Genomic DNA, 19,522 nt, shown 5'->3' with positions numbered 1-19,522 from the left:
TTTATATCCTCCAATTAATAATAGTACTAAAAATAAGTTATCCACAAGTTATCCACAAGTTATCCACAAAAAATGAATTTAAATTTGATTGTTGATAAAGTTATCCACATATCAACAAAAAATGTGGATAAAATTTTAATAAAAAATGTTCAATGATATATGGAAAAAAATGAAAAAACTTATTTGTGGCTTAAAATCTAGATTTTTTCATAGTTATATTCTTTAAAAGAATAAAATATACAAGTTATCAACAAGGTTGTTAACATTTGTGGATAACTTGTATATTTCATTAATTATTAACAATTCATCAACATGATAGCATAAAAACATATACTATTTCAATAAGTTATCCACAAAAAATGAAATTGTGGATAAGTAAAATTGTTTATAACTTTTATTATTATTTATTAATTTTTGAATAATTGCAAGAAAATAATATAAAAAAATAGAATATTTTTTTAAACTATTGATTTTCTTGACAGTTAGTGATTTCAAATATATAATTAAAAAGTAATACCTAAATGCATAGCATGAAATCAGGCTATAATTAATTAAAAATAAATATTTTATTTGAGGGGGTGTATATTAATGTTTATGACATACCAACCTAAGAAAAGACAAAGAAGTAAAGAACATGGATTTAGAAAAAGAATGAAAACTAAATCAGGAAGAAATGTTCTTAAAGCAAGAAGACAAAAAGGTAGAAAAAGATTAACAGCATAAGGGCCGCATTTGTGGCCTTTTTCTGCACAATAAGCAGAAAAAAGGAGAACAATTTCAATTATGTTGGAAAAGATAAGAAAGAATAATGAATTTAGACTTGTTTATAGAAGAGGAAAATCTATTTCTAATGAATTGTTAGTTTTATATTTATTTAAAAACAATAAAAATAGATATGAGGATAAGAATCTATTTAATAGAATAGGTATTTCTGTTAGTAAAAAAGTAGGAAATAGTGTTGTTAGAAGTAGATCTAAGAGATTGATTCTTGAAAGTTATAGATTAAATTGTAATGACTTGATAAAAGGATATGATTTGGTTTTTATAGCTAGAGGAAAAATTAAGGATAGACCTTATAAAGATGTAGAGAAATCTTTAATTAATTTACTAAAGAGAGCTGGTCTTAAAAATGAAAAAAGTATTTCTAATAATGATAAAGTTTTATAGAAAATATATTTCTCCCTTAAAGAGACCGTGTTGTATTTATTATCCAACTTGTTCTCAATATGCAATCGATGCAATTCAAAAATATGGTGCATTTAAAGGGGGATTTATGAGTATAAAGAGAATATTAAGATGCCATCCATTCCACGAGGGAGGATATGATCCTGTGGAATAATATTTACGACTATATTTGTATACAGGAGGTTACGAGTTGAGCACAATATTAAGTCCAATTACGACTGTATTTACAGCAATATTTAATGTTATTCACAATTGCGTTGTATCAACTGGATTATTTAGTGTTGGTGCAGGTTATGTGATGGCTGTATTAATTTTAACTATTTTGGTTAGGCTTTTAATATTGCCACTTAACATTAAACAGATGAAATCTCAACAAGCTATGGCAGAAATTCAACCAGAAATTGCTAAGCTTCAAAAAAAATATAAAGGCAATCCAGAAAAAGCAAATCAAGAAATGATGAGGCTTTATAAAGAAAATAAGATTAATCCTATGAGTGGATGTTTACCTTTATTGATTCAAATGCCAATATTATTTGCACTTTATTATGTATTCTTCAATTTAAAAGCGTTAGATGGTGTTAGTTTCTTATGGATAAACAATTTAGCTGGGCATGACCCATATTATATTTTACCTATATTAGCAGCACTTACAACTTATTTGTCATCTTATGTGATAACTAAAACTAGTGCAGCAGCAGCTCCTACGGCTGGTGGTAAAGGTATGAATATGAGCACTATGAATGTTGTTATGGCTGGGGTAATGGGCTTTATGTCACTTCAATTTCCAGCAATGTTGGTGTTATATTGGATAATAAGTAACGTAATACAATTTATACAGTCATATTTTTTAATAATACTTCCTAAAAAAAGGAAAGAACGATTAGCAGAAGATGCTTAAAATATAATAAAAGATAAAATAGTAAAAAATCGCCTTAAACTAGTTAGTTTAAGGCGATTTTTTACTATTTAAATTCATGTTTAATGGTAATAATAAATATATATTAAAATTTTGACTTATTGTTTATACTTATGTAAAATCAATATTATTGTGTATTATACATATTTAAAGAAGGGAGAGAGCTTTATGAAAGAGTTTGATACAATTTCTGCAATAGCTACGGCAATTGGAGAAGGTGGGATTTCGATTATAAGAGTATCAGGTGGCAAAGCTCTAGAAGTAGTTAATAAAATTTTTAAAGGAAAAAATATTAATGATATTTATGATATGAAGCCTTATACGATGAAATATGGGAATATAGTTTCTAATAATGAGATTATAGATGAGGTTATTATAAGTTATTTTAAAGGACCTAAAAGTTTTACGGCAGAAGATACTGTTGAAATAAATTGTCATGGGGGAGTTATTGCCACAAATAGAATACTTCAAGAAACTATAAAGGCAGGAGCTAGACTTGCCGAGCCTGGTGAATTTACAAAAAGAGCTTTTTTAAATGGTAGAATTGATTTAAGTCAAGCTGAAGCAGTTATGGATATTATTACTGCAAAAACAGAACTTTCTATGAAGTCTGCAATGGCTCAAAGTCAAGGGGTTTTATCAAAAGAAATAAATAGATTAAGAGAACAGGCTTTAAATGCTTTAACTTTAATTGAATATGCTGTGGATTTTACTGAGGATGATGAAGAACCAGATGAACAAATACCAATTAATGTAAAAAAACAAGTTGAAGATTTAATTATTGAAATAGAAAATTTATTAAGTACGGCAGATGAAGGTAAAATAATAAAAGATGGACTTAGTATGGTTATAGTTGGAAAACCAAACGTGGGAAAATCATCATTATTAAATGTTCTTTTAAGGCAGAAGAGAGCGATAGTTACTGAAATAGCAGGAACAACAAGAGATGTTATAGAGGAATATATAAATTTAGATGGAGTGCCTATCAGAATTGTTGATACAGCTGGAATAAGAGAGACGGAAGATGTAGTAGAAAAAATAGGTGTAGAAAAATCTAAGGAAAAAATAAATGAAGCCGATTTAATAGTGTTTATGTTAGATACTAGCAGAGAACTAGATGAAGAGGATAAGGAGATAATAAATTATATAAAAAATAAAAAACATATAGTTATATTAAACAAAATTGATTTAGATAGAAAATTGGATTTAAAGTTTGTTGATAGTTTAAATAATATAATAGAAATTTCAGCAAAGACTGGATTTGGAATAGAGGAATTGAAGAATAAAATAATAAATATGTTCTTTAATGGTGAGATAGATACTGAAAGTGTTATAATTACTAATACAAGACATAAACAAGCACTTTATAGAGCAGTAGAAAATTTAAACTTAGCATTAGAAGGATTAAAAAATGGAGAATTTTTAGATTTAGTATCAATATATGTAACATCTTCTTTGAGAGCTTTAGGGGAAATAACTGGAAATGAACTTGAAGAAGATTTAGTTAATAAGATATTCGCTGAGTTTTGTTGTGGAAAATAGGAGTATGATGAAAGATGAAATATATTGAAAAAGAGTATGATGTAATTGTTATAGGAGCAGGTCATGCAGGATGCGAAGCAGCTTTAGCTTCAGCTAGAATAGGATGTAAAACTTTAGTTTGTACATTATCTTTAGATGCAATAGCTATGATGCCTTGTAATCCTAATATAGGGGGAACTGCTAAGGGACATTTAGTTAGAGAAATAGATGCTTTAGGTGGAGAAATGGGTGTTAATATTGATAATACTTTTATCCAATCAAGAATGCTTAATACGTCTAAAGGACCAGCAGTACATTCTTTAAGAGCGCAAGCAGATAAAAAAAGATATCAAGAAAGAATGAAAAGTGTTTTAGAACAAGAAGAAAATTTAACAGTAAGACAATTAGAGGTTGTTTCTGTTGATATAAAAGATAATAAGGTTAAAGGTGTATTGACTAGAAATGGAGCTTACTTTCCATGTAAAGCAGTAGTTATGACTAGTGGTACTTACTTAAAGAGTAGGATTATAATAGGTGATGTAAGTTATAATCAAGGACCAAATGGATTATCACCAGCTAATGAACTTTCACAAAGTCTTTTAGAGAATGGAATTTCTTTAAGAAGATTTAAGACAGGAACTCCTGCTAGAATAAATAGAAAGACTGTTGATTTTTCCAAAATGATAGAACAACCAGGTGATGAAAGAATAGTTCCATTTTCATTTATAAGCGACGACTTAGATCGAAATCAAATTTCATGTTTTTTAACTTATACAAATGAAAAAACTCATGAAGTAATAAGAGAAAATATAGAAAGATCTCCTATGTATAATGGAAGTATAAAGGGAGTTGGTCCAAGGTATTGTCCTTCAATAGAAGATAAGGTTATGAGATTCCCAGATAAAGAAAGACATCAACTATTTATCGAACCAGAAGGGGAAAATACTCAAGAACTTTATGTAGGTGGTATGTCATCATCACTTCCTGAAGATGTTCAAATAAAAATGTTAAGGACAATAGATGGGCTTGAAAATGCTGAAATAATGAGAACAGCTTATGCAATAGAATATGATTGCATAGATCCAACACAATTAAAACCATCATTAGAATTTAAAAATATAGAAGGCTTTTTTAGTGGTGGACAAATAAATGGTAGTTCCGGTTATGAAGAAGCGGGTGCACAAGGATTAGTTGCAGGAATAAACGCTGCTTTAAAGATTAAAGGAAAAGCTCCAATGATACTTACAAGATCTGACGCATACATAGGGGTTTTAATAGATGATTTGGTTACAAAGGGTACTAATGAGCCATATAGAATGATGACCTCAAGAGCTGAATATAGACTTATATTAAGACAAGATAATGCTGATTTAAGATTAACTCACATAGGTCATGATATAGGATTGGTTACAGAAAAGAGATGGGAGATTTTTAATAAGAGAAAAGCTAGTATTGAAAATGAATTGGAAAGAATTAAAAACCTTCAAGTAACTAATAAAAAAGAAAATAATGAAATAATAGTTTCTCTAGGTTCAGCAGACTTAAAAAAACCAATAAGTCTTTATGAACTTATAAAAAGACCTGAACTTGATTATTTTAGTGTGATTGAGCTAGATACAGAAAGACCAAATTATTCACTAGATATTGGAGAGCAAGTTAATATAATTGCTAAATATGAAGGATATATAGAGAAGCAATTAGAGCAAGTTGAGCAATTTAAAAAGTTTGAGAAAAGGTTACTTCCAGAGGATATTGATTATAATGATGTAAAAGGTCTTAGAATAGAAGCTATCCAAAAACTTAGTAAAATAAGACCTATAAATTTAGGTCAAGCGTCAAGAATATCTGGGGTATCTCCAGCAGATATGTCTGTTTTAATGATATACTTAGAACTTAAAAAGAATAAAGTTAATTAGTTTAAAGGGAGAAAGAGAGTTTTAATGAAGTATTTTGAATTAATGAAAAATGCGTGTGATAGTGTAGGAATGAATTTTGATGAAGATAAGTACAATAAATTTATAACTTACAAGAATCTATTGCAAGAATGGAATGAAAAAATAAATTTAACAGCAATAACTGAAGATGAAGAAGTAATAAAGAAACATTTTATAGACTGTATAAAGGCTTTTTCTGAAAATCAATTTAAAGAAGCTAAAACTTTAATTGATGTAGGAACTGGGGCGGGCTTTCCAGGTCTTCCCATAGCTATTATGAGAGAAGATTTAAATATAACTTTATTAGATTCGTTAAATAAAAGAGTTAATTTTTTAAATATAGTAAAGAATTCTTTAAATTTAACTAATGTAACTACTATTCATTCAAGGGCAGAAGATGGTGCTAGAAATAAAGAATTAAGAGAAAAATTCGATATAGCAACGTCAAGAGCTGTGGCTAACATGGCTGTACTTTCAGAATTTTGTCTTCCTTATGTTAAGGTTGGTGGATACTTTATAGCCTTAAAGGGACCAGCAATAACAGATGAACTTAATGATGCTAAAAATGCTATAGGAACATTAGGCGGAAAATTAATTGAAGTAATAGAGGTTTCAGTAGAGGGAACTGACCTTAAACACAACTTAGTTATTATAAAAAAAGTAAAAGAAACACCAAAGACTTATCCAAGAAAAGCAGGCTCTATAACTAAAAAGCCTATAAAATAATTATAAGTTTTAGTTAGTGATTAAATAAAAGTACAATGTTCCACGTGGAACATTGTACTTTTATTTTAATGTATGAATATAAAAAAGTGTTCCACGTGGAACATTTAAAAAGAATAATTGATTGTAAATATTATAGTATCTTTTATTGTTTAAAATAAACATATATAATATTTATTGTGAAGAGGGAGGTGAAGAGTCGAGAGTTTTTAATTCTTGATGTAATTATGAAAACTATATGTGTTTTTAATCAAAAGGGTGGAGTTGGTAAGACAACAACAAATATAAATATATGCTCATATCTTGCTATGGCTGGTTATAGGGTTTTAGCAATAGACATAGATCCTCAAGGGAATACTACAAGTGGTCTTGGAATAAATAAAATGAAGTTAGAGAAGAGCATGTACAACTTACTTACTGAAAATCAAGATATAGAGTCAATAATAGTAAAAAGTGAATTGGTTGATAATCTTTATATTGTACCTGCTATGATGAATTTAGCTGGAGCTGAAATTGATCTTATAGGGTTAGAAGATAGGGAATCAATCCTTAAGAATCAATTAGATAAAGTAAAAGATAAGTATGATTATATATTGATAGATTGTCCTCCTTCATTAGGAATGCTAACTATAAATGCATTGGTAAGTTCAGATACTGTTCTTATACCTATGCAATCAGAATTTTATGCCCTAGAGGGAGTAGGACAACTTATAGATACGATAAATAGAATAAAGAAATCTCTTAATAAATGTTTGGAAATTGAAGGTGTCATAATGACTATGTATGATACTAGAACTAATTTAAGCAATGAGGTTTATAAGGAAGTAGAAAATTATTTTAAGGACAAGCTATATAAAACAACAATTCCAAGAAATATAAGATTGGCAGAAGCACCGAGCTTTGGGCTTCCTATTGTTTTATATGATGATAAGTGTAAAGGGGCAGAAGCTTATGAAAATTTAACTAATGAGTTCCTTAAAAGGCAGGGGGTATAGGTTAAATGGTTAAAAAATTTGGACTAGGAAAAGGTCTTGATGCATTAATTCCTGTGAGCGACAATAGTATAAAAAAAGAATCGTTTAATGACGAAAAAAATACTATATTAGATTTAGATATAAAAATGGTACAGGCAAATAAAGAACAACCAAGAAAATTTTTTGATGAAAGTAAGCTTATAGAATTATCAGAATCATTAAAAGAACATGGTATTATTCAACCTCTAATTGTGAGAAAAATAGGGGATGGATATTTTATAATTGCAGGAGAAAGAAGATATAGGGCAGCAAAGCTTGCAGGTTTTAAAAAAATTCCTGCTATAATTATGGATATAAGTGATGCTAAACTTTTGCAGGTCTCTTTAATTGAAAATATTCAAAGAGAAGATTTAAACCCTATAGAACAAGCTTTTGCTTATGAAAAATTATTAAATGAATACAATCTAACTCAAGAGGAATTATCATCAAAAATAGGTAAATCAAGAAGTTCTATATCTAATAGCATGAGATTATTAAATTTAGATGAACGAGTTAAAGATTTTATAATTCAAGGAGTAATATCAGAAGGACATGGAAAAGTTTTATTATCTTTAGATAGAGAGAAACAGTATGAAGTAGCGCAAAAAATTATAGATGACTGCTTATCAGTAAGAGATGCTGAAAAATTGGTAAAGATATATGTAAATAGTGATAATGATAAGGATACGGAGAAAAATAAAAAGGTTCTAAATCCTTATTATAAAAATATAAGAGATAGACTTCAAGATTATTTTGGAACTAAAGTTAATATAAATTCAAACAAGAATAAGGGAAAAATTGAAATAGAGTATTATTCTGAAGAAGATCTACAAAGAATATTAGATATAATAAATTTAGAGTAATGTTCCACGTGGAACATTACTTTTTTTATTTAAAATAAAATATTTATAAAATATTTTCTAATATAGAATTTATAGAAGGATTTTTACTACCCAATGATTTTAATGCATAGTGATGGATTCCTCTATATATTGTATTTGCTATCGTCATAACTGTATATAATCTAGTATTTTGTAATACCATAAATTCTAAATTGCCAGAAACATTTACAACTCCCATAATACTTAAATCTCCAACGGGAGGTAAATCTTTATTAACTGCCATTCCAGGATATATTGGTTTTTTTTCAATAATTATTTTACCTACATTATCTAATGAGCCTAAACAAGCATCGATAGCTATTATATATGGACATTTAAATCTCTTTTTAATATCTTTTAATGTATCTTTTATATTTTTTGCATGGACGGGATTTTCTAAATTTCCATACACATATATATTACTCTTAGGGGAAAATTTTAATTTTTCACCAACTAAGGGTCCTAGAGAATCTCCAGTGGATCTATCAGTACCAATACATACAAATATTATTGGTCTGTTTTCTTTTAAAATTGGGCTTAATTCATCATATAAATAATCTCTTATAATAAACGGAGATTTACTGTTTAATGCATCAATATATAAATTATTTTTCAAAATAACACCTCCCTTATTAAATGATTATTTACCTTAAAATGTAAATTTATACTATAGAACATTAAATTTATTGAGCATGTTATAAAAAACTATCATGAATATAAAAAATATTACCCCTAAAAAGCCATAGACTTGAAGTCCTATAAAAATAGCTATAAGCGAGCCTAATGGACTTATTCCTAAGGTACTAGAGATAAGTTTAGGTTCTAAAAGTTGTCTAGTTATCATTATTAATATATATAAAGCTAAAAGTGAAAATGCTACAATATATTCACCCTTTAGTATTTTAATTATTATCAAAGGAGCATAAACTAAAATTGTACCAACTACGGGAAGAAAATCTAATATTCCTGATAACAAGCTTAGAACTAAGGAATAATTTATTCCCAGTAAATAAAATCCTATAAATGTTAGTGATGTTGAGATTAATATTAGAAGTCCAGTAGATAGAATGTAGTTTAATATCATTCTTTGGCTATACTTAATCATATTTAGTATTTGGGGATATTTACATAAGGTAGTTGATTCTAAGAATTTATTATAAGAGTTTATAGAAATTTCTTTAGTAAGTAAATATGTTGATATTAGAGTAAAAAAAATAGTCATAATCCAATATGGAACAAATTTTATCATATTAAGTACTTGTTGAAATAGATATACTGTAGAATTAATACCACTATTTATGAAGTAATGAATAGTGGTATTTAATTTTTCTAAAATAGATTCATCTAAATAAGCACTTAAGCTATAAGTTGATTTTTGTAAGTCTTTAAGATACAAGAAGATATTTTCTCTATTATTCATAAAAATTCCTTCTATATGTTTAGTTAAATTTATACTTTCTGATATAAAGACTATAGATATTAAAATAAATATTAATAGTATTGCTAAAAATAAAAAAGTTGTTGTAATTAAAGAGGATAACCATGGTTTTAATTTGAATTTTTTTATTAAATATCTAGAAGGTTTTTTTAAAAAAAAAGCGAAAATTAAAGCTAGAACAAATGGTAGAGTATATTTTAGCGTTTTAAAAAATGCAATAAATAAAACTGTATAAATTACAATGAATAAAGTTATTGATTTAAACCTTTTAATTAAAAGATTATTATCCAAAAATTACCTCCTGTTTTTTATAGTGTTTATGGCATTTAGGAATATGTCTATTTCCTTTTCTGTATTAAAATAACCAAGACTTATTCTGATAGAACCGTTTGGATAAGACCCTACAGTTTTGTGTGCAAGCGGAGCACAGTGAAGACCAGTTCTAGAACTTATGTTAAATTCACTATCTAGCATATATCCTGCAAGAGAAGGATCCATATCGTTAATATTAAATGAAATAACAGAAGTTTTTTTCTTCATATCTAAAGAGCCGTAAATTTTTATATTTTTTATATTTAATAAACCATTTATGGCTTTTTGGCATAGAAAATCTTCTTTTTCTTTTATTGTACTTATTCCTTCTTTGTTAATATAATTTATGCCATGAAGTAGACCAACTATTCCTGGGATATTTAAAGTTCCACATTCAAATTTATCAGGAAGAAAATCTGGTTGAGTTAAAAGAGAAGAATTACTTCCAGTTCCACCTACAAAAATAGATTTAGCTTCAGCGTTTAATTTATCATCTATTATAAAGCCACCAATTCCTTGAGGACCTAGAAGAGATTTATGTCCAGTAAATGTTAAAGCACTTAAAGATAAATCTTGCATATCAATAGGGATAATTCCTGCACTTTGAGCACTATCTAAAATTAAAAATATATTTTTTTCCTTACATATGTTACTGATTTCTTTTAATGGTTGAATTGAGCCAACAAGATTTGAACTGTGGGATAAAATTATAAGTTTAGTATTTTGTTTTATACTATCTTTTAAATTATCAATATTTAAAAAACCAAATTTATCACAGTTAATAACATCAACTTCAACTCCATCTAATTCTTCCTTTAATTTAAATAAAGGTCTTAAAACCGAATTGTGGTCCATAGATGTAGTTATGATATGCCAATTGGGTTTTACAACAGCATTAAGTAAAATATTTATCGAAGATGTTATGTTGTTTGTAAAAACTACATTCTCGCTTTTATCATAGTTAAAAAATTCCTTGATAGTCTCTCTACACTCGTAAACGACTCTACTACTTTGAAGTACGGTTTTTGATGAGCCGCGATTAGCACTTCCACCAAAATTAATCATCTGTTCCATTATTGCATCTAAAACTTCTTTAGGTTTAGGAAAAGAAGTTGCAGCATTATCAAAATATATGTTATTCAATTAAAATCACTCCAAATCTTATTTATATTTTATTTTTAATTTATATAAAGTAAGTGTAATGTTTTTTATATAAAATTCCAATGGTATTTTACATTTATAATATATAATATATACTATATAAGTTAACAAAATATATGGAGGAATTTTTATGAAATACTTTATAATGGTTTTTAATAATACCAATGACGCTATGAATGGAGAAAGGATTTTTAAAGATAATAATATAGAATTTGTTATAATGCCAACTCCAACATATATAACTCAAAGTTGTGGTATATGCATAAGATTCAATGAAAATATCATAGAAAAAGTTAATTCTATAATAGAAAAAGATAGTTTAAAATATAAAAATATCTATTTAAATGATGGTAAACAGTTTGTAATGTATAAATAAATTGAGGTATAGGTGTGGAAAATGAAATAAAAAGTCTTACAGGACAAAGTGGTATAAATTTTTTGGGGATAACCATAAGTGCAGAAACAATAGCGAGTGTAATATTTAAAATAATTATGATTGTTATTATATTTATTTTAATGATGATTGCCATAAGGATTGCAAATAAATTTATAGATAGAATGGTAAAAAATCAAATAGAGAGTAACCATAAGTTTAGCATGGATGAGAAAAAAGCAAAAACTATAGGTATTCTTTTGAAGAGTTTGGTTAAGTATAGTGTTTATTTTTTAGGAATAACAAGTATGTTATCTATTGTGTTTGGAGCAATATCGTGGGCTTTTGCATCTGTCGGAGGTGTTGCCGTAGGTCTTGGGGCGCAAAGTTTTATTAAAGATATGATAAATGGAATATTTATTTTGTTTGAAGAGCAATACTCTGTTGGTGATTATGTAACAATTGATAATAGTAAGGGAATAGTAAAAGCCATAGGACTTAGGACTACTGAACTTAGAGATTTTAATGGAGATATATATATAATTCCAAATGGCTCAATACAAGTTATAGTCAATCATTCAAAAGGAGATATGAGAGTTTTGGTGGATATTGGAATAGCATATGAAGCTGATATAGAATTAGCTATAAGTGTAATAAATGAAGTATGTTCTAAATATAATCAAGAAAATCCTAATATAACAACTCCAATAGAAGTATTAGGGGTTACGGCTTTAAATGATTCTAATGTAAATATAAGAGTGATTGGTGAAACTAAGCCAATGAAGCAATGGGAAGCTGAACGAGAACTTATGAAAAGAATAAAACTTGAGTTTGATAAAAGAGGAATAGAAATTCCATATAATAAAGTTCAAGTGATAAATGATAACTAATTAAGGAGGAATAGATTTTGGTAGATAAATTTTACTTAGGTGATATAGTTCAAATGAAAAAACAACATCCATGTGGAAGTTATGAATGGGAAGTGTTAAGACTTGGTGCTGATATAAAGATAAAATGTGTTGGATGTGGCAGACTTGTTATGCTTCCTAGAAGTAAATTTCAAAAGGGTGTAAAAAAAATAATAAAGAGTAATGCACCTGAAGAACAAGATGTATAAAATTATTAAAATAGGTAAATTAATTAAATAATGATACTAAAACAAAGCTTGCATTAAGGGTGTTTTAGTGTTAAAATACTTAATTGTAATCCCTGCTGTACAAAGTACAGCCGTAGTCCATGGGGAGGAGGTGTAATTGATGAGAAAATACGAAAACATATTTGTAGCACATCCATCATTAGACGAGGAAGCTGTTAAAGCTTTAATCGAAAAATTCAAGGGTGTTATAGAAAATGGTGGCGGAACTGTTGATAACGTAGATTTCTGGGGTAAGAGAAAATTAGCTTATGAAATCGCAAAAGTTAACGAAGGTTACTACACTTTAATAAACTTTACTGCAAGTCCAGAATTACCAAAAGAATTAGACAGAGTTTTAAGAATCACTGATGGTATCATAAGACATATGATTGTTAAAGAAGAAAAATAAGAGGTGAATATACATGAACAAAGTTGTTCTTATAGGTAGACTAACTAAGGATCCTGATTTAAGATTTGCAGCAGGTAGTGGCACAGCTGTTACAAGACTAACTTTAGCAGTAAATAGACCATTCAAAAAAGACGAGGCTGACTTTATTAGCTGTATTGCATTTGGAAAAACTGGAGAAATAATAGCTCAATATCTAACTAAAGGTAGACAGCTTGCAATATCTGGAAGTATCCAAACTGGTAGCTATGAAGCTAAAGATGGAACTAGAAGATATACTACTGACGTAATTATTGATAGTTTTGATTTCATAGATTCAAATTCTAGTAATGGCAATGCAAGAAGTAACTCAAATTTTAACGCTGAAAATAATAATTTTAATACAGGATTTGGTTCACAAAATAATTCATTTAATGAATCTTCGTTTAATAATGACGACATGATGCCGATAGATGATGGAGATATTCCATTCTAATTCAAAAATTAAGGTAAGGAGGAAGTAGCAATGAGTAGAGAAAGAGACGCAAGAAAAGGCGGAAAAATGAGAAGAGCAAGAAAAAAAGTTTGTATCTTCTGTGTTGATAAAGCTGAATCTATAGATTATAAGGATGTACCAAAATTAAAGAAGTACATCACTGAAAGAGGTAAAATATTACCAAGAAGAATTTCAGGAACTTGCGCTAAGCATCAAAGACAATTAACTGAAGCTATAAAGAGATCAAGAAATATAGCATTACTACCATTTACAACTGAGTAGTAGTTTATTGCCCCTGACATATGTCAGGGGTTTTTATTTTTACTAAAAGAAAATTTAATACGTAAATATTTACAATAAGAAATAATGTTTTTTATTGCATAAAAATAGAAAAATAAATACAATAATATTATGGTAAAAAGGCATATTTGTAGAATATTATGAAAATAAGAATTTAAATATTAATTGGAGGATAATATGGAGAATAAGTCCCAAAGCAGGTGGTTGGTAGAAGCAAGTTTCATGGCGGCTATAACATTTATTCTTATGATGCTTACCACTACTACAATGTTGGATGTAATAGGAGCTTTCATAGTGCCAATCCCTATGACAATTCTTTATTTAAGACATGGAAAAAAAGTAGCTTGGCTATGTGCAATTGCAAGTGGAATTCTCTCGGCATTATTTTATGACCCTTTATGGATAGTAAAGTCTATTATATTATATGGTGCTATGGGGATTGCCTTAGGATATTGTATAAAAAAGGAGCAATCTGTTGCAAAAACAATAGGATTTTTAGCCATAATTAATGGTATTGGTAATATAATAAATTACATCTTAATATTTACAGTATTTAGTGATATAAGTTTTACACAATATTTACAACAAATTGTAAATGTATTTCATCAGTCGGCTGATATGGCATCTTCAATGGTAGGAAACTCTGCATCTATGCAACAAGTAGTAGAACTTTATAAATCAGTGGATATAAACTATCTTTTAATGATTTTACCTATAATATTTATAGTATCTATAATAATATCAGCTTTTTTTAATTTTATAATAGCTAGGTGGATATTAAGAAAATTAGGATTTAAAGTTAAATCTTTACCTCCATTTTCAAGATGGTATTTAGATAGCAAAATATCAATAGTATTAATAATTTTATTTTTATTATCTTATATAATGAAAGTAAACAATATAGCGTATAGTAATTCTTTTTTTGTTACTATGCTTTGTCTATTAATCGTTGTGTTTATGATACAAAGTTTATCTATAGTTGCGTATTTCTTGAAGAATAAATTGAAATTAAGTAATCCTATAATAATTTTTATTGAATTTATTATAATTATGTCACCTTTATCTCTTTATTTTGTAGCTCTTGGAATAGCGGATTTAATAATGGATATAAGGGATGTAGATCCTAATAGTTTAAAAAATATTATTAAAGGTAATATAAAAAATAAGTTTAAACATTAATAGAATTTAAATAGGAGAATGTTTTAAATGAAATTAAAATTTTTAAATAAAGGTTCTAAAGTTACTAGTTATTTAATTATAGTATTAATCATATCAGTGATATTAGCTTTTTTTAGATTACCTTTTATATTACTTGCATTTTTAGGACTAAATTCTATATATTTAGGACGCTTAATTAATGGTTTAATAGATGAGAAAAATTTGAATGAAAATAATATAGAAAACTTATCAATAAATATAAACAATAATATAAGAGATAATTTATTTAATCTTATTTATCCTGTATGTATGTTAAATCTAAATGGGGATATAATTTGGTATAATAAAAGTTTTGAAAAATTATTTGCTGTTAATGATGCAAATGGAAGTAATTTAGTTTCAGTAGTTAGAGGAATAGCACTAGATAAAGTGTTAAAATGTGATAAAAAGTATTATCAAAGAATAAAGGTAAAAAAATTAATTTATGAAGTTTATGGGAAAATGGTAATTCAAGATAGTAAGACTCATTTTTGTATGGTATATTTTAATGATGTAACTTATTTGAGTGAAAAAACTAAAGAAAGTATAATTTTAATAGAAGTTGATAATTTAAATGAAGCTGTAAAAAGTACTGATGAAAATATAAGACCATTATTAGCAGCAGAAATAGAAAGGGCATTAAATCAATATGCTAATTCTATGGATGCCATGATAAAAAGATATGATTATGGGAAATATATACTATCGGTAGATGATAATGTTATTGAAGCTCAAATAAAGAAAAAGTTTGATATATTAGATAAAATAAGAGATATAGATTTTGGAAATGAGATAGATGTTACTTTAAGTATTGGTGTTGGAAGAGGAAGAAATACTCCAGCTAAAAATTATGATGATGCAGCACGTGCGAAGGAATTAGCCCTTGGTAGGGGTGGAGATCAAGCTGTTGTGAAAAATGATAAAGAAATTTCATTCTTTGGTGGAAATACAAAAGAGTTAGAGAAAAGAACAAAGGTTAGAGCAAGGGTTGTTGCAAGAGCTTTAAAAGAACTTGTTTATGAAAGTAATCAAGTTTATATAATGGGGCATAAAAATCCTGATATGGATTGTTTTGGAGCAGCACTTGGAATAGCTTCAGTAGTCAAAGGACTTGGAAAGAATGTAAAAATAGTCTTAGATGACAATATTAATGCTATAGATATTTTCCTAGAGAAGATTAGTAATAAAAGAGAATATAGTGATTTGTTTATTTCTCCTAAAGATGCTAAAATCACAATAGATAGTAATACTTTATTAATATTAGTTGACGTTCATAACAAAGGATATGTTATGGATAGTGAATTAGTAGAAATGTCTAATAAAGTAGTTATAATAGATCACCATAGGAGAAGCCCTGACATAATAAATGGTGCTATATTAACATACTTAGAAGTTTATGCATCATCTACTTCTGAACTTGTAACAGAGATAGTTCAATATATGCTTGATAAACCTAAGATAACTAAATTAGAAGCAGAAGGCTTACTTGCAGGTATATATATGGATACCAAAAACTTTACATTTAAAACAGGAGTAAGAACATTTGAAGCTGCATCATATTTAAGAAAGTTAGGTGCGGACACAATAGATATCAAAAAAATATTTAGTAATGATTTAGAAAACTACATAACTAAGGCAGAGATAATAAAGTCAGCTAAAGTTGAAGATAATATAGCTATTGCTATATGTCCACCAAACGTTAAGGATACAGTTACTGCTGCTCAAGCAGCTGATGAGCTGTTAAATATTACAGGTATTAAAGCATCTTTTGTATTTGTTATAATAGATGATAATATATATATAAGTGGTAGATCCTTTGGAGATATCAACGTGCAGGTAATATTAGAAGCATTAGACGGTGGTGGACACATGACTATGGCAGGAACAAGATTAAAAGGTGTTTCCTTAGAAGAAGCCTTAACTATGTTGAAGAAATCAATAAAAGAAAATTTAGGGGAAGGTGAGTAATAATGAAGGTAATATTACTTCAAGACGTTAAAAAATTAGGAAAAAAAGGTGATGTTGTTAGTACATCAGATGGATATGCAAGGAACTTTTTGTTTCCAAGAAATTTAGCACAAGAAGCAACAGATTCTAATTTACATGTTTTAAATGCTAAGAAAGATGTGGAAAGAAGAAAGAAAACTGCTGAAATAGAAGCAGCACAAAAACTTGCAGATGATCTTAGAGATAAAGTTGTTAAAATAGATGCTAAAGCTGGAGATAGTGGAAAATTATTTGGTGCTATAACAAGTAAAGATATTGCAGATAAGATAAATGACCAATTTAATGTAAAAGTTGATAAAAAGAAAATAGTAATGGATACAATAAAAATTGCGGGGACATATAATATAGAAGTTAAACTATATCCTGAAGTTTCAACAAAAATGAAGGTGATGGTGTCTCCTATTAGCTAAGGGGGATTTGAATTGAAATCTTTAGATGAAATAAATGCATTATATGATGCGTTAAACAGTGAGTTAAGTGTAGAGGCGCAAGTAAATGTGCTTTATGAAGTAACGAAAAATATATTAGATGAAGGTGCTATAAGAGCTAGAACTATTAGATTTAAATTAAAAAAAATGGTTGAATCTAATAATTATTGCGAAAGATTATATGCTTTAAGTAATATAATTTTAGAAGGCAATGGGTTAAAAGAAGTTCCAACTGAAGAAAATGTAGAGGAATGTTTAAAAAATGTTTGTTCTAGTTTATCAGATGTTATAGCAAAAAGATATGTTCAAACTGAAATTGAGAAAAAAGTTGAACAATTTTTAATAGAAAAACAAGATAAATATGTTGATGAAATAAGACTTAATATAATGAAAAAGCAAAAAGGTAACGAAAATGCTAAAACATTAAAAAAGCTAGAAGAGTTAGAAAAGTTAGATAAGAGAGAACATAGTAAAAATATAATGTCTCTTTTAAGACCAGAAGATTTTGAAGAAATAGTAGGTCAAGAAAGGGCAATAAAATCTTTATTATCAAAGCTTGTATCACCATATCCTCAACATGTTATCCTTTATGGACCTCCAGGGGTTGGAAAAACAACTGCAGCAAGAATTGCATTAGAAATGGCTAAAGAGTTTAAAGCAACACCTTTTGATGCAGATTCTAAATTTATAGAAGTTAATGGAACAACTCTAAGATGGGATCCAAGAGAAATAACTAATCCTCTTTTAGGTTCAGTTCATGATCCAATATATCAAGGAAGTAAGAGAGATTTGGCTGAAATTGGTGTTCCAGAACCAAAACCAGGTTTAGTTACAGATGCACATGGTGGTGTGTTATTTATTGATGAAATTGGAGAATTAGATGAAATTCTTCAAAATAAACTATTAAAAGTTTTAGAAGATAAGAGAGTTGAGTTTTCATCATCTTATTATGACCCAGATGATGAAAATGTTCCTAAATATATAAAATATTTATTTGATAAAGGAGCACCAGCAGATTTTGTTTTAATAGGTGCAACAACTAGAGAACCAGGGCAAATAAATCCAGCTCTTCGTTCTAGATGTACAGAGGTTTATTTTGAGCCTTTAGCTTCAGATGATATTGAAAAAATAGTTAAAAATGCAGCTAAGAAGCTTAATGTATCTTTAGAAGATGGTGTAGAAAGATTAATAGCATCTTATACAATAGAGGGAAGAAAGGCTGTAAATATTTTAGCTGATGCATATGGAAATGCTATATATAGAAACGATGGAGTTTTAGGAGAAAATGAAAAGATACTTTTAAAAGATGTAGAAGAAGTTTTAAGTATAGGTAGATTTATTCCTTATGAGAGAATTAAAAAGCTAGATAATAGAGAAGTAGGTCATATATATGGCTTAGGAGTTTCTGGATTTTTAGGTTCAACTCTTGAAATTGAAGCAGCAGTATTTAAAGCTAATAAAGAAGGACAAGGTCATATAAGGTTTAATGATACAGCAGGTTCAATGGCTAAGGATTCAGTATTTAATGCAGCTTCAGTAATAAGAGCGGTTACTGGAAAAGATATTAAGGATTATGATGTACATGTTAATGTAATTGGTGGAGGAAATATTGATGGACCTTCAGCTGGTGCAGCAATAACTGTATGTATAATTAGTGCTCTTTTAAATAAGCCAATAAGACAAGATTTAGCTGTAACTGGTGAAATATCATTAAGAGGTCATATAAAACCTGTTGGTGGAATATTTGAAAAAATTTATGGAGCAAGAAGAAAAGGAATAAAACTTGTAACTGTTCCAAAAGATAATGAGAAACAAATACCTACAGGACTTAAGGATATAGAAGTTAAAGCTATAAGCAATATTGAAGAATTAATACAAATAGCTTTAGAGCAATAAATTTAAGACTATCTAAAAAAATTATTTTAGATAGTCTTTTTTAAATTAATTATTGTTAGGTATTGAAATGGTGAAAATATACATATAAATTTTATTATACTCTTTATAACAAACGTTTTCAAAAGGCTTTTATAGTATAATAAGAAAGAAAAGGTTATGAAATTTAAGATAGAAGAATCTATTTCTATTGAAAAATAGTAAATAAGACATATAGTATTTTT

Annotated in this window: 22 protein-coding genes; 19 read left to right on the top strand and 3 right to left on the bottom strand. The window is 27.9% G+C overall.

Going from position 1 to position 19,522, the window contains the following annotated elements; genetic code table 11:
• Nucleotides 1–588 precede the first annotated feature (588 nt).
• The 9 genes from rpmH (at nt 589) to HH195_RS11360 (ending at nt 8,155) form a co-directional block, all read left to right on the top strand.
• On the top strand, nt 589–723 hold the full coding sequence (gene rpmH / locus HH195_RS11400; protein ID WP_055259152.1) for a 50S ribosomal protein L34: 135 nt from the start codon (nt 589–591) through the stop codon (nt 721–723).
• A 60-nt stretch (nt 724–783) separates the two neighbouring features.
• Nucleotides 784–1,167, top strand: coding sequence for a ribonuclease P protein component (rnpA, locus tag HH195_RS11395; protein WP_055259150.1), 384 nt, complete (start codon nt 784–786; stop codon nt 1,165–1,167).
• Nucleotides 1,130–1,339, top strand: a complete 210-nt coding sequence (gene yidD, locus HH195_RS11390; protein WP_055259149.1) for a membrane protein insertion efficiency factor YidD — start codon at nt 1,130–1,132, stop codon at nt 1,337–1,339. Before rnpA ends, yidD begins: the two co-directional genes overlap by 38 nt.
• A 36-nt stretch (nt 1,340–1,375) precedes the next feature.
• Nucleotides 1,376–2,083: a membrane protein insertase YidC gene (yidC, locus tag HH195_RS11385; protein WP_055259148.1), complete on the top strand. Its 708-nt coding sequence runs from the start codon at nt 1,376–1,378 to the stop codon at nt 2,081–2,083.
• 186 nt (nt 2,084–2,269) lie between these two features.
• Nucleotides 2,270–3,643, top strand: a complete 1,374-nt coding sequence (gene mnmE / locus HH195_RS11380; protein WP_055259147.1) for a tRNA uridine-5-carboxymethylaminomethyl(34) synthesis GTPase MnmE — start codon at nt 2,270–2,272, stop codon at nt 3,641–3,643.
• A 14-nt stretch (nt 3,644–3,657) separates the two neighbouring features.
• A complete protein-coding gene (gene mnmG, locus HH195_RS11375) occupies nt 3,658–5,538 on the top strand; it encodes a tRNA uridine-5-carboxymethylaminomethyl(34) synthesis enzyme MnmG (RefSeq protein WP_055259146.1) in 1,881 nt (626 codons plus the stop codon).
• 24 nt (nt 5,539–5,562) lie between these two features.
• Nucleotides 5,563–6,282 (top strand): 16S rRNA (guanine(527)-N(7))-methyltransferase RsmG, encoded by a 720-nt coding sequence (rsmG, locus tag HH195_RS11370; RefSeq protein ID WP_196371143.1) that lies wholly within the window; start codon nt 5,563–5,565, stop codon nt 6,280–6,282.
• A gap of 224 nt (nt 6,283–6,506) precedes the next feature.
• Entirely contained in the window at nt 6,507–7,274 is a 768-nt protein-coding gene (locus HH195_RS11365) for a ParA family protein (protein ID WP_305847100.1), read from the top strand.
• Nucleotides 7,275–7,279: 5 nt separating this feature from the next.
• Complete coding sequence (locus HH195_RS11360) at nt 7,280–8,155, top strand: ParB/RepB/Spo0J family partition protein (protein WP_196371142.1); 876 nt, start codon at nt 7,280–7,282, stop codon at nt 8,153–8,155.
• 43 nt (nt 8,156–8,198) lie between these two features.
• Here the strand turns inward: HH195_RS11360 and yyaC are convergent, their stop codons facing one another.
• From yyaC to HH195_RS11345, 3 genes are read right to left on the bottom strand one after another with little or no spacing between them, the layout of a single operon-like run.
• Entirely contained in the window at nt 8,199–8,789 is a 591-nt protein-coding gene (gene yyaC / locus HH195_RS11355; protein ID WP_055259140.1) for a spore protease YyaC, read from the bottom strand.
• Between the two features lie 51 nt (nt 8,790–8,840).
• Nucleotides 8,841–9,902 carry a sporulation integral membrane protein YtvI gene (gene ytvI, locus HH195_RS11350; protein ID WP_196371141.1) on the bottom strand — a complete coding sequence of 354 codons (1,062 nt, stop codon included), beginning with the start codon at nt 9,900–9,902 and terminating at the stop codon, nt 8,841–8,843.
• 3 nt (nt 9,903–9,905) lie between these two features.
• On the bottom strand, nt 9,906–11,066 hold the full coding sequence (locus HH195_RS11345; protein WP_196371140.1) for an aminotransferase class V-fold PLP-dependent enzyme: 1,161 nt from the start codon (nt 11,064–11,066) through the stop codon (nt 9,906–9,908).
• A 148-nt stretch (nt 11,067–11,214) separates the two neighbouring features.
• Between HH195_RS11345 and HH195_RS11340 the strand changes: the two genes are divergently transcribed.
• The 10 genes from HH195_RS11340 to lonC all read left to right on the top strand — a co-directional run bounded on the left by HH195_RS11340 (nt 11,215) and on the right by lonC (nt 19,301).
• Nucleotides 11,215–11,460: a putative Se/S carrier protein gene (locus HH195_RS11340; protein WP_055259135.1), complete on the top strand. Its 246-nt coding sequence runs from the start codon at nt 11,215–11,217 to the stop codon at nt 11,458–11,460.
• A 14-nt stretch (nt 11,461–11,474) separates the two neighbouring features.
• Nucleotides 11,475–12,347 (top strand): mechanosensitive ion channel family protein, encoded by an 873-nt coding sequence (locus tag HH195_RS11335; protein ID WP_243278509.1) that lies wholly within the window; start codon nt 11,475–11,477, stop codon nt 12,345–12,347.
• A 17-nt stretch (nt 12,348–12,364) separates the two neighbouring features.
• Nucleotides 12,365–12,574: a DUF951 domain-containing protein gene (locus HH195_RS11330; protein WP_055259133.1), complete on the top strand. Its 210-nt coding sequence runs from the start codon at nt 12,365–12,367 to the stop codon at nt 12,572–12,574.
• A gap of 139 nt (nt 12,575–12,713) precedes the next feature.
• Nucleotides 12,714–13,001 carry a 30S ribosomal protein S6 gene (gene rpsF / locus HH195_RS11325; protein ID WP_055259131.1) on the top strand — a complete coding sequence of 96 codons (288 nt, stop codon included), beginning with the start codon at nt 12,714–12,716 and terminating at the stop codon, nt 12,999–13,001.
• Nucleotides 13,002–13,014: 13 nt separating this feature from the next.
• On the top strand, nt 13,015–13,473 hold the full coding sequence (locus HH195_RS11320) for a single-stranded DNA-binding protein (protein WP_058993707.1): 459 nt from the start codon (nt 13,015–13,017) through the stop codon (nt 13,471–13,473).
• Nucleotides 13,474–13,503: 30 nt separating this feature from the next.
• Complete coding sequence (gene rpsR / locus HH195_RS11315) at nt 13,504–13,755, top strand: 30S ribosomal protein S18 (RefSeq protein ID WP_055259129.1); 252 nt, start codon at nt 13,504–13,506, stop codon at nt 13,753–13,755.
• Nucleotides 13,756–13,950: 195 nt separating this feature from the next.
• Nucleotides 13,951–14,952, top strand: coding sequence for a DUF2232 domain-containing protein (locus HH195_RS11310; protein ID WP_195926773.1), 1,002 nt, complete (start codon nt 13,951–13,953; stop codon nt 14,950–14,952).
• A 27-nt stretch (nt 14,953–14,979) separates the two neighbouring features.
• A complete protein-coding gene (locus tag HH195_RS11305) occupies nt 14,980–16,938 on the top strand; it encodes a DHH family phosphoesterase (protein WP_112365548.1) in 1,959 nt (652 codons plus the stop codon).
• A gap of 2 nt (nt 16,939–16,940) precedes the next feature.
• The gene (gene rplI, locus HH195_RS11300; protein WP_055259124.1) at nt 16,941–17,387 is read left to right on the top strand and encodes a 50S ribosomal protein L9; all 447 of its coding nucleotides are present in this window, start codon (nt 16,941–16,943) and stop codon (nt 17,385–17,387) included.
• A 12-nt stretch (nt 17,388–17,399) separates the two neighbouring features.
• Entirely contained in the window at nt 17,400–19,301 is a 1,902-nt protein-coding gene (lonC, locus tag HH195_RS11295) for a Lon family ATP-dependent protease (RefSeq protein WP_196371139.1), read from the top strand.
• Nucleotides 19,302–19,522: the final 221 nt, after the last annotated feature.

Origin of the sequence: Candidatus Sarcina troglodytae (assembly GCF_015708635.1) — a bacterium.
Lineage (GTDB): Bacteria > Bacillota > Clostridia > Clostridiales > Clostridiaceae > Sarcina > Sarcina ventriculi.
The sequence above is the reverse complement of the archived record's forward strand: the minus strand, read 5'-3'. Positions and strand labels throughout refer to the sequence as shown.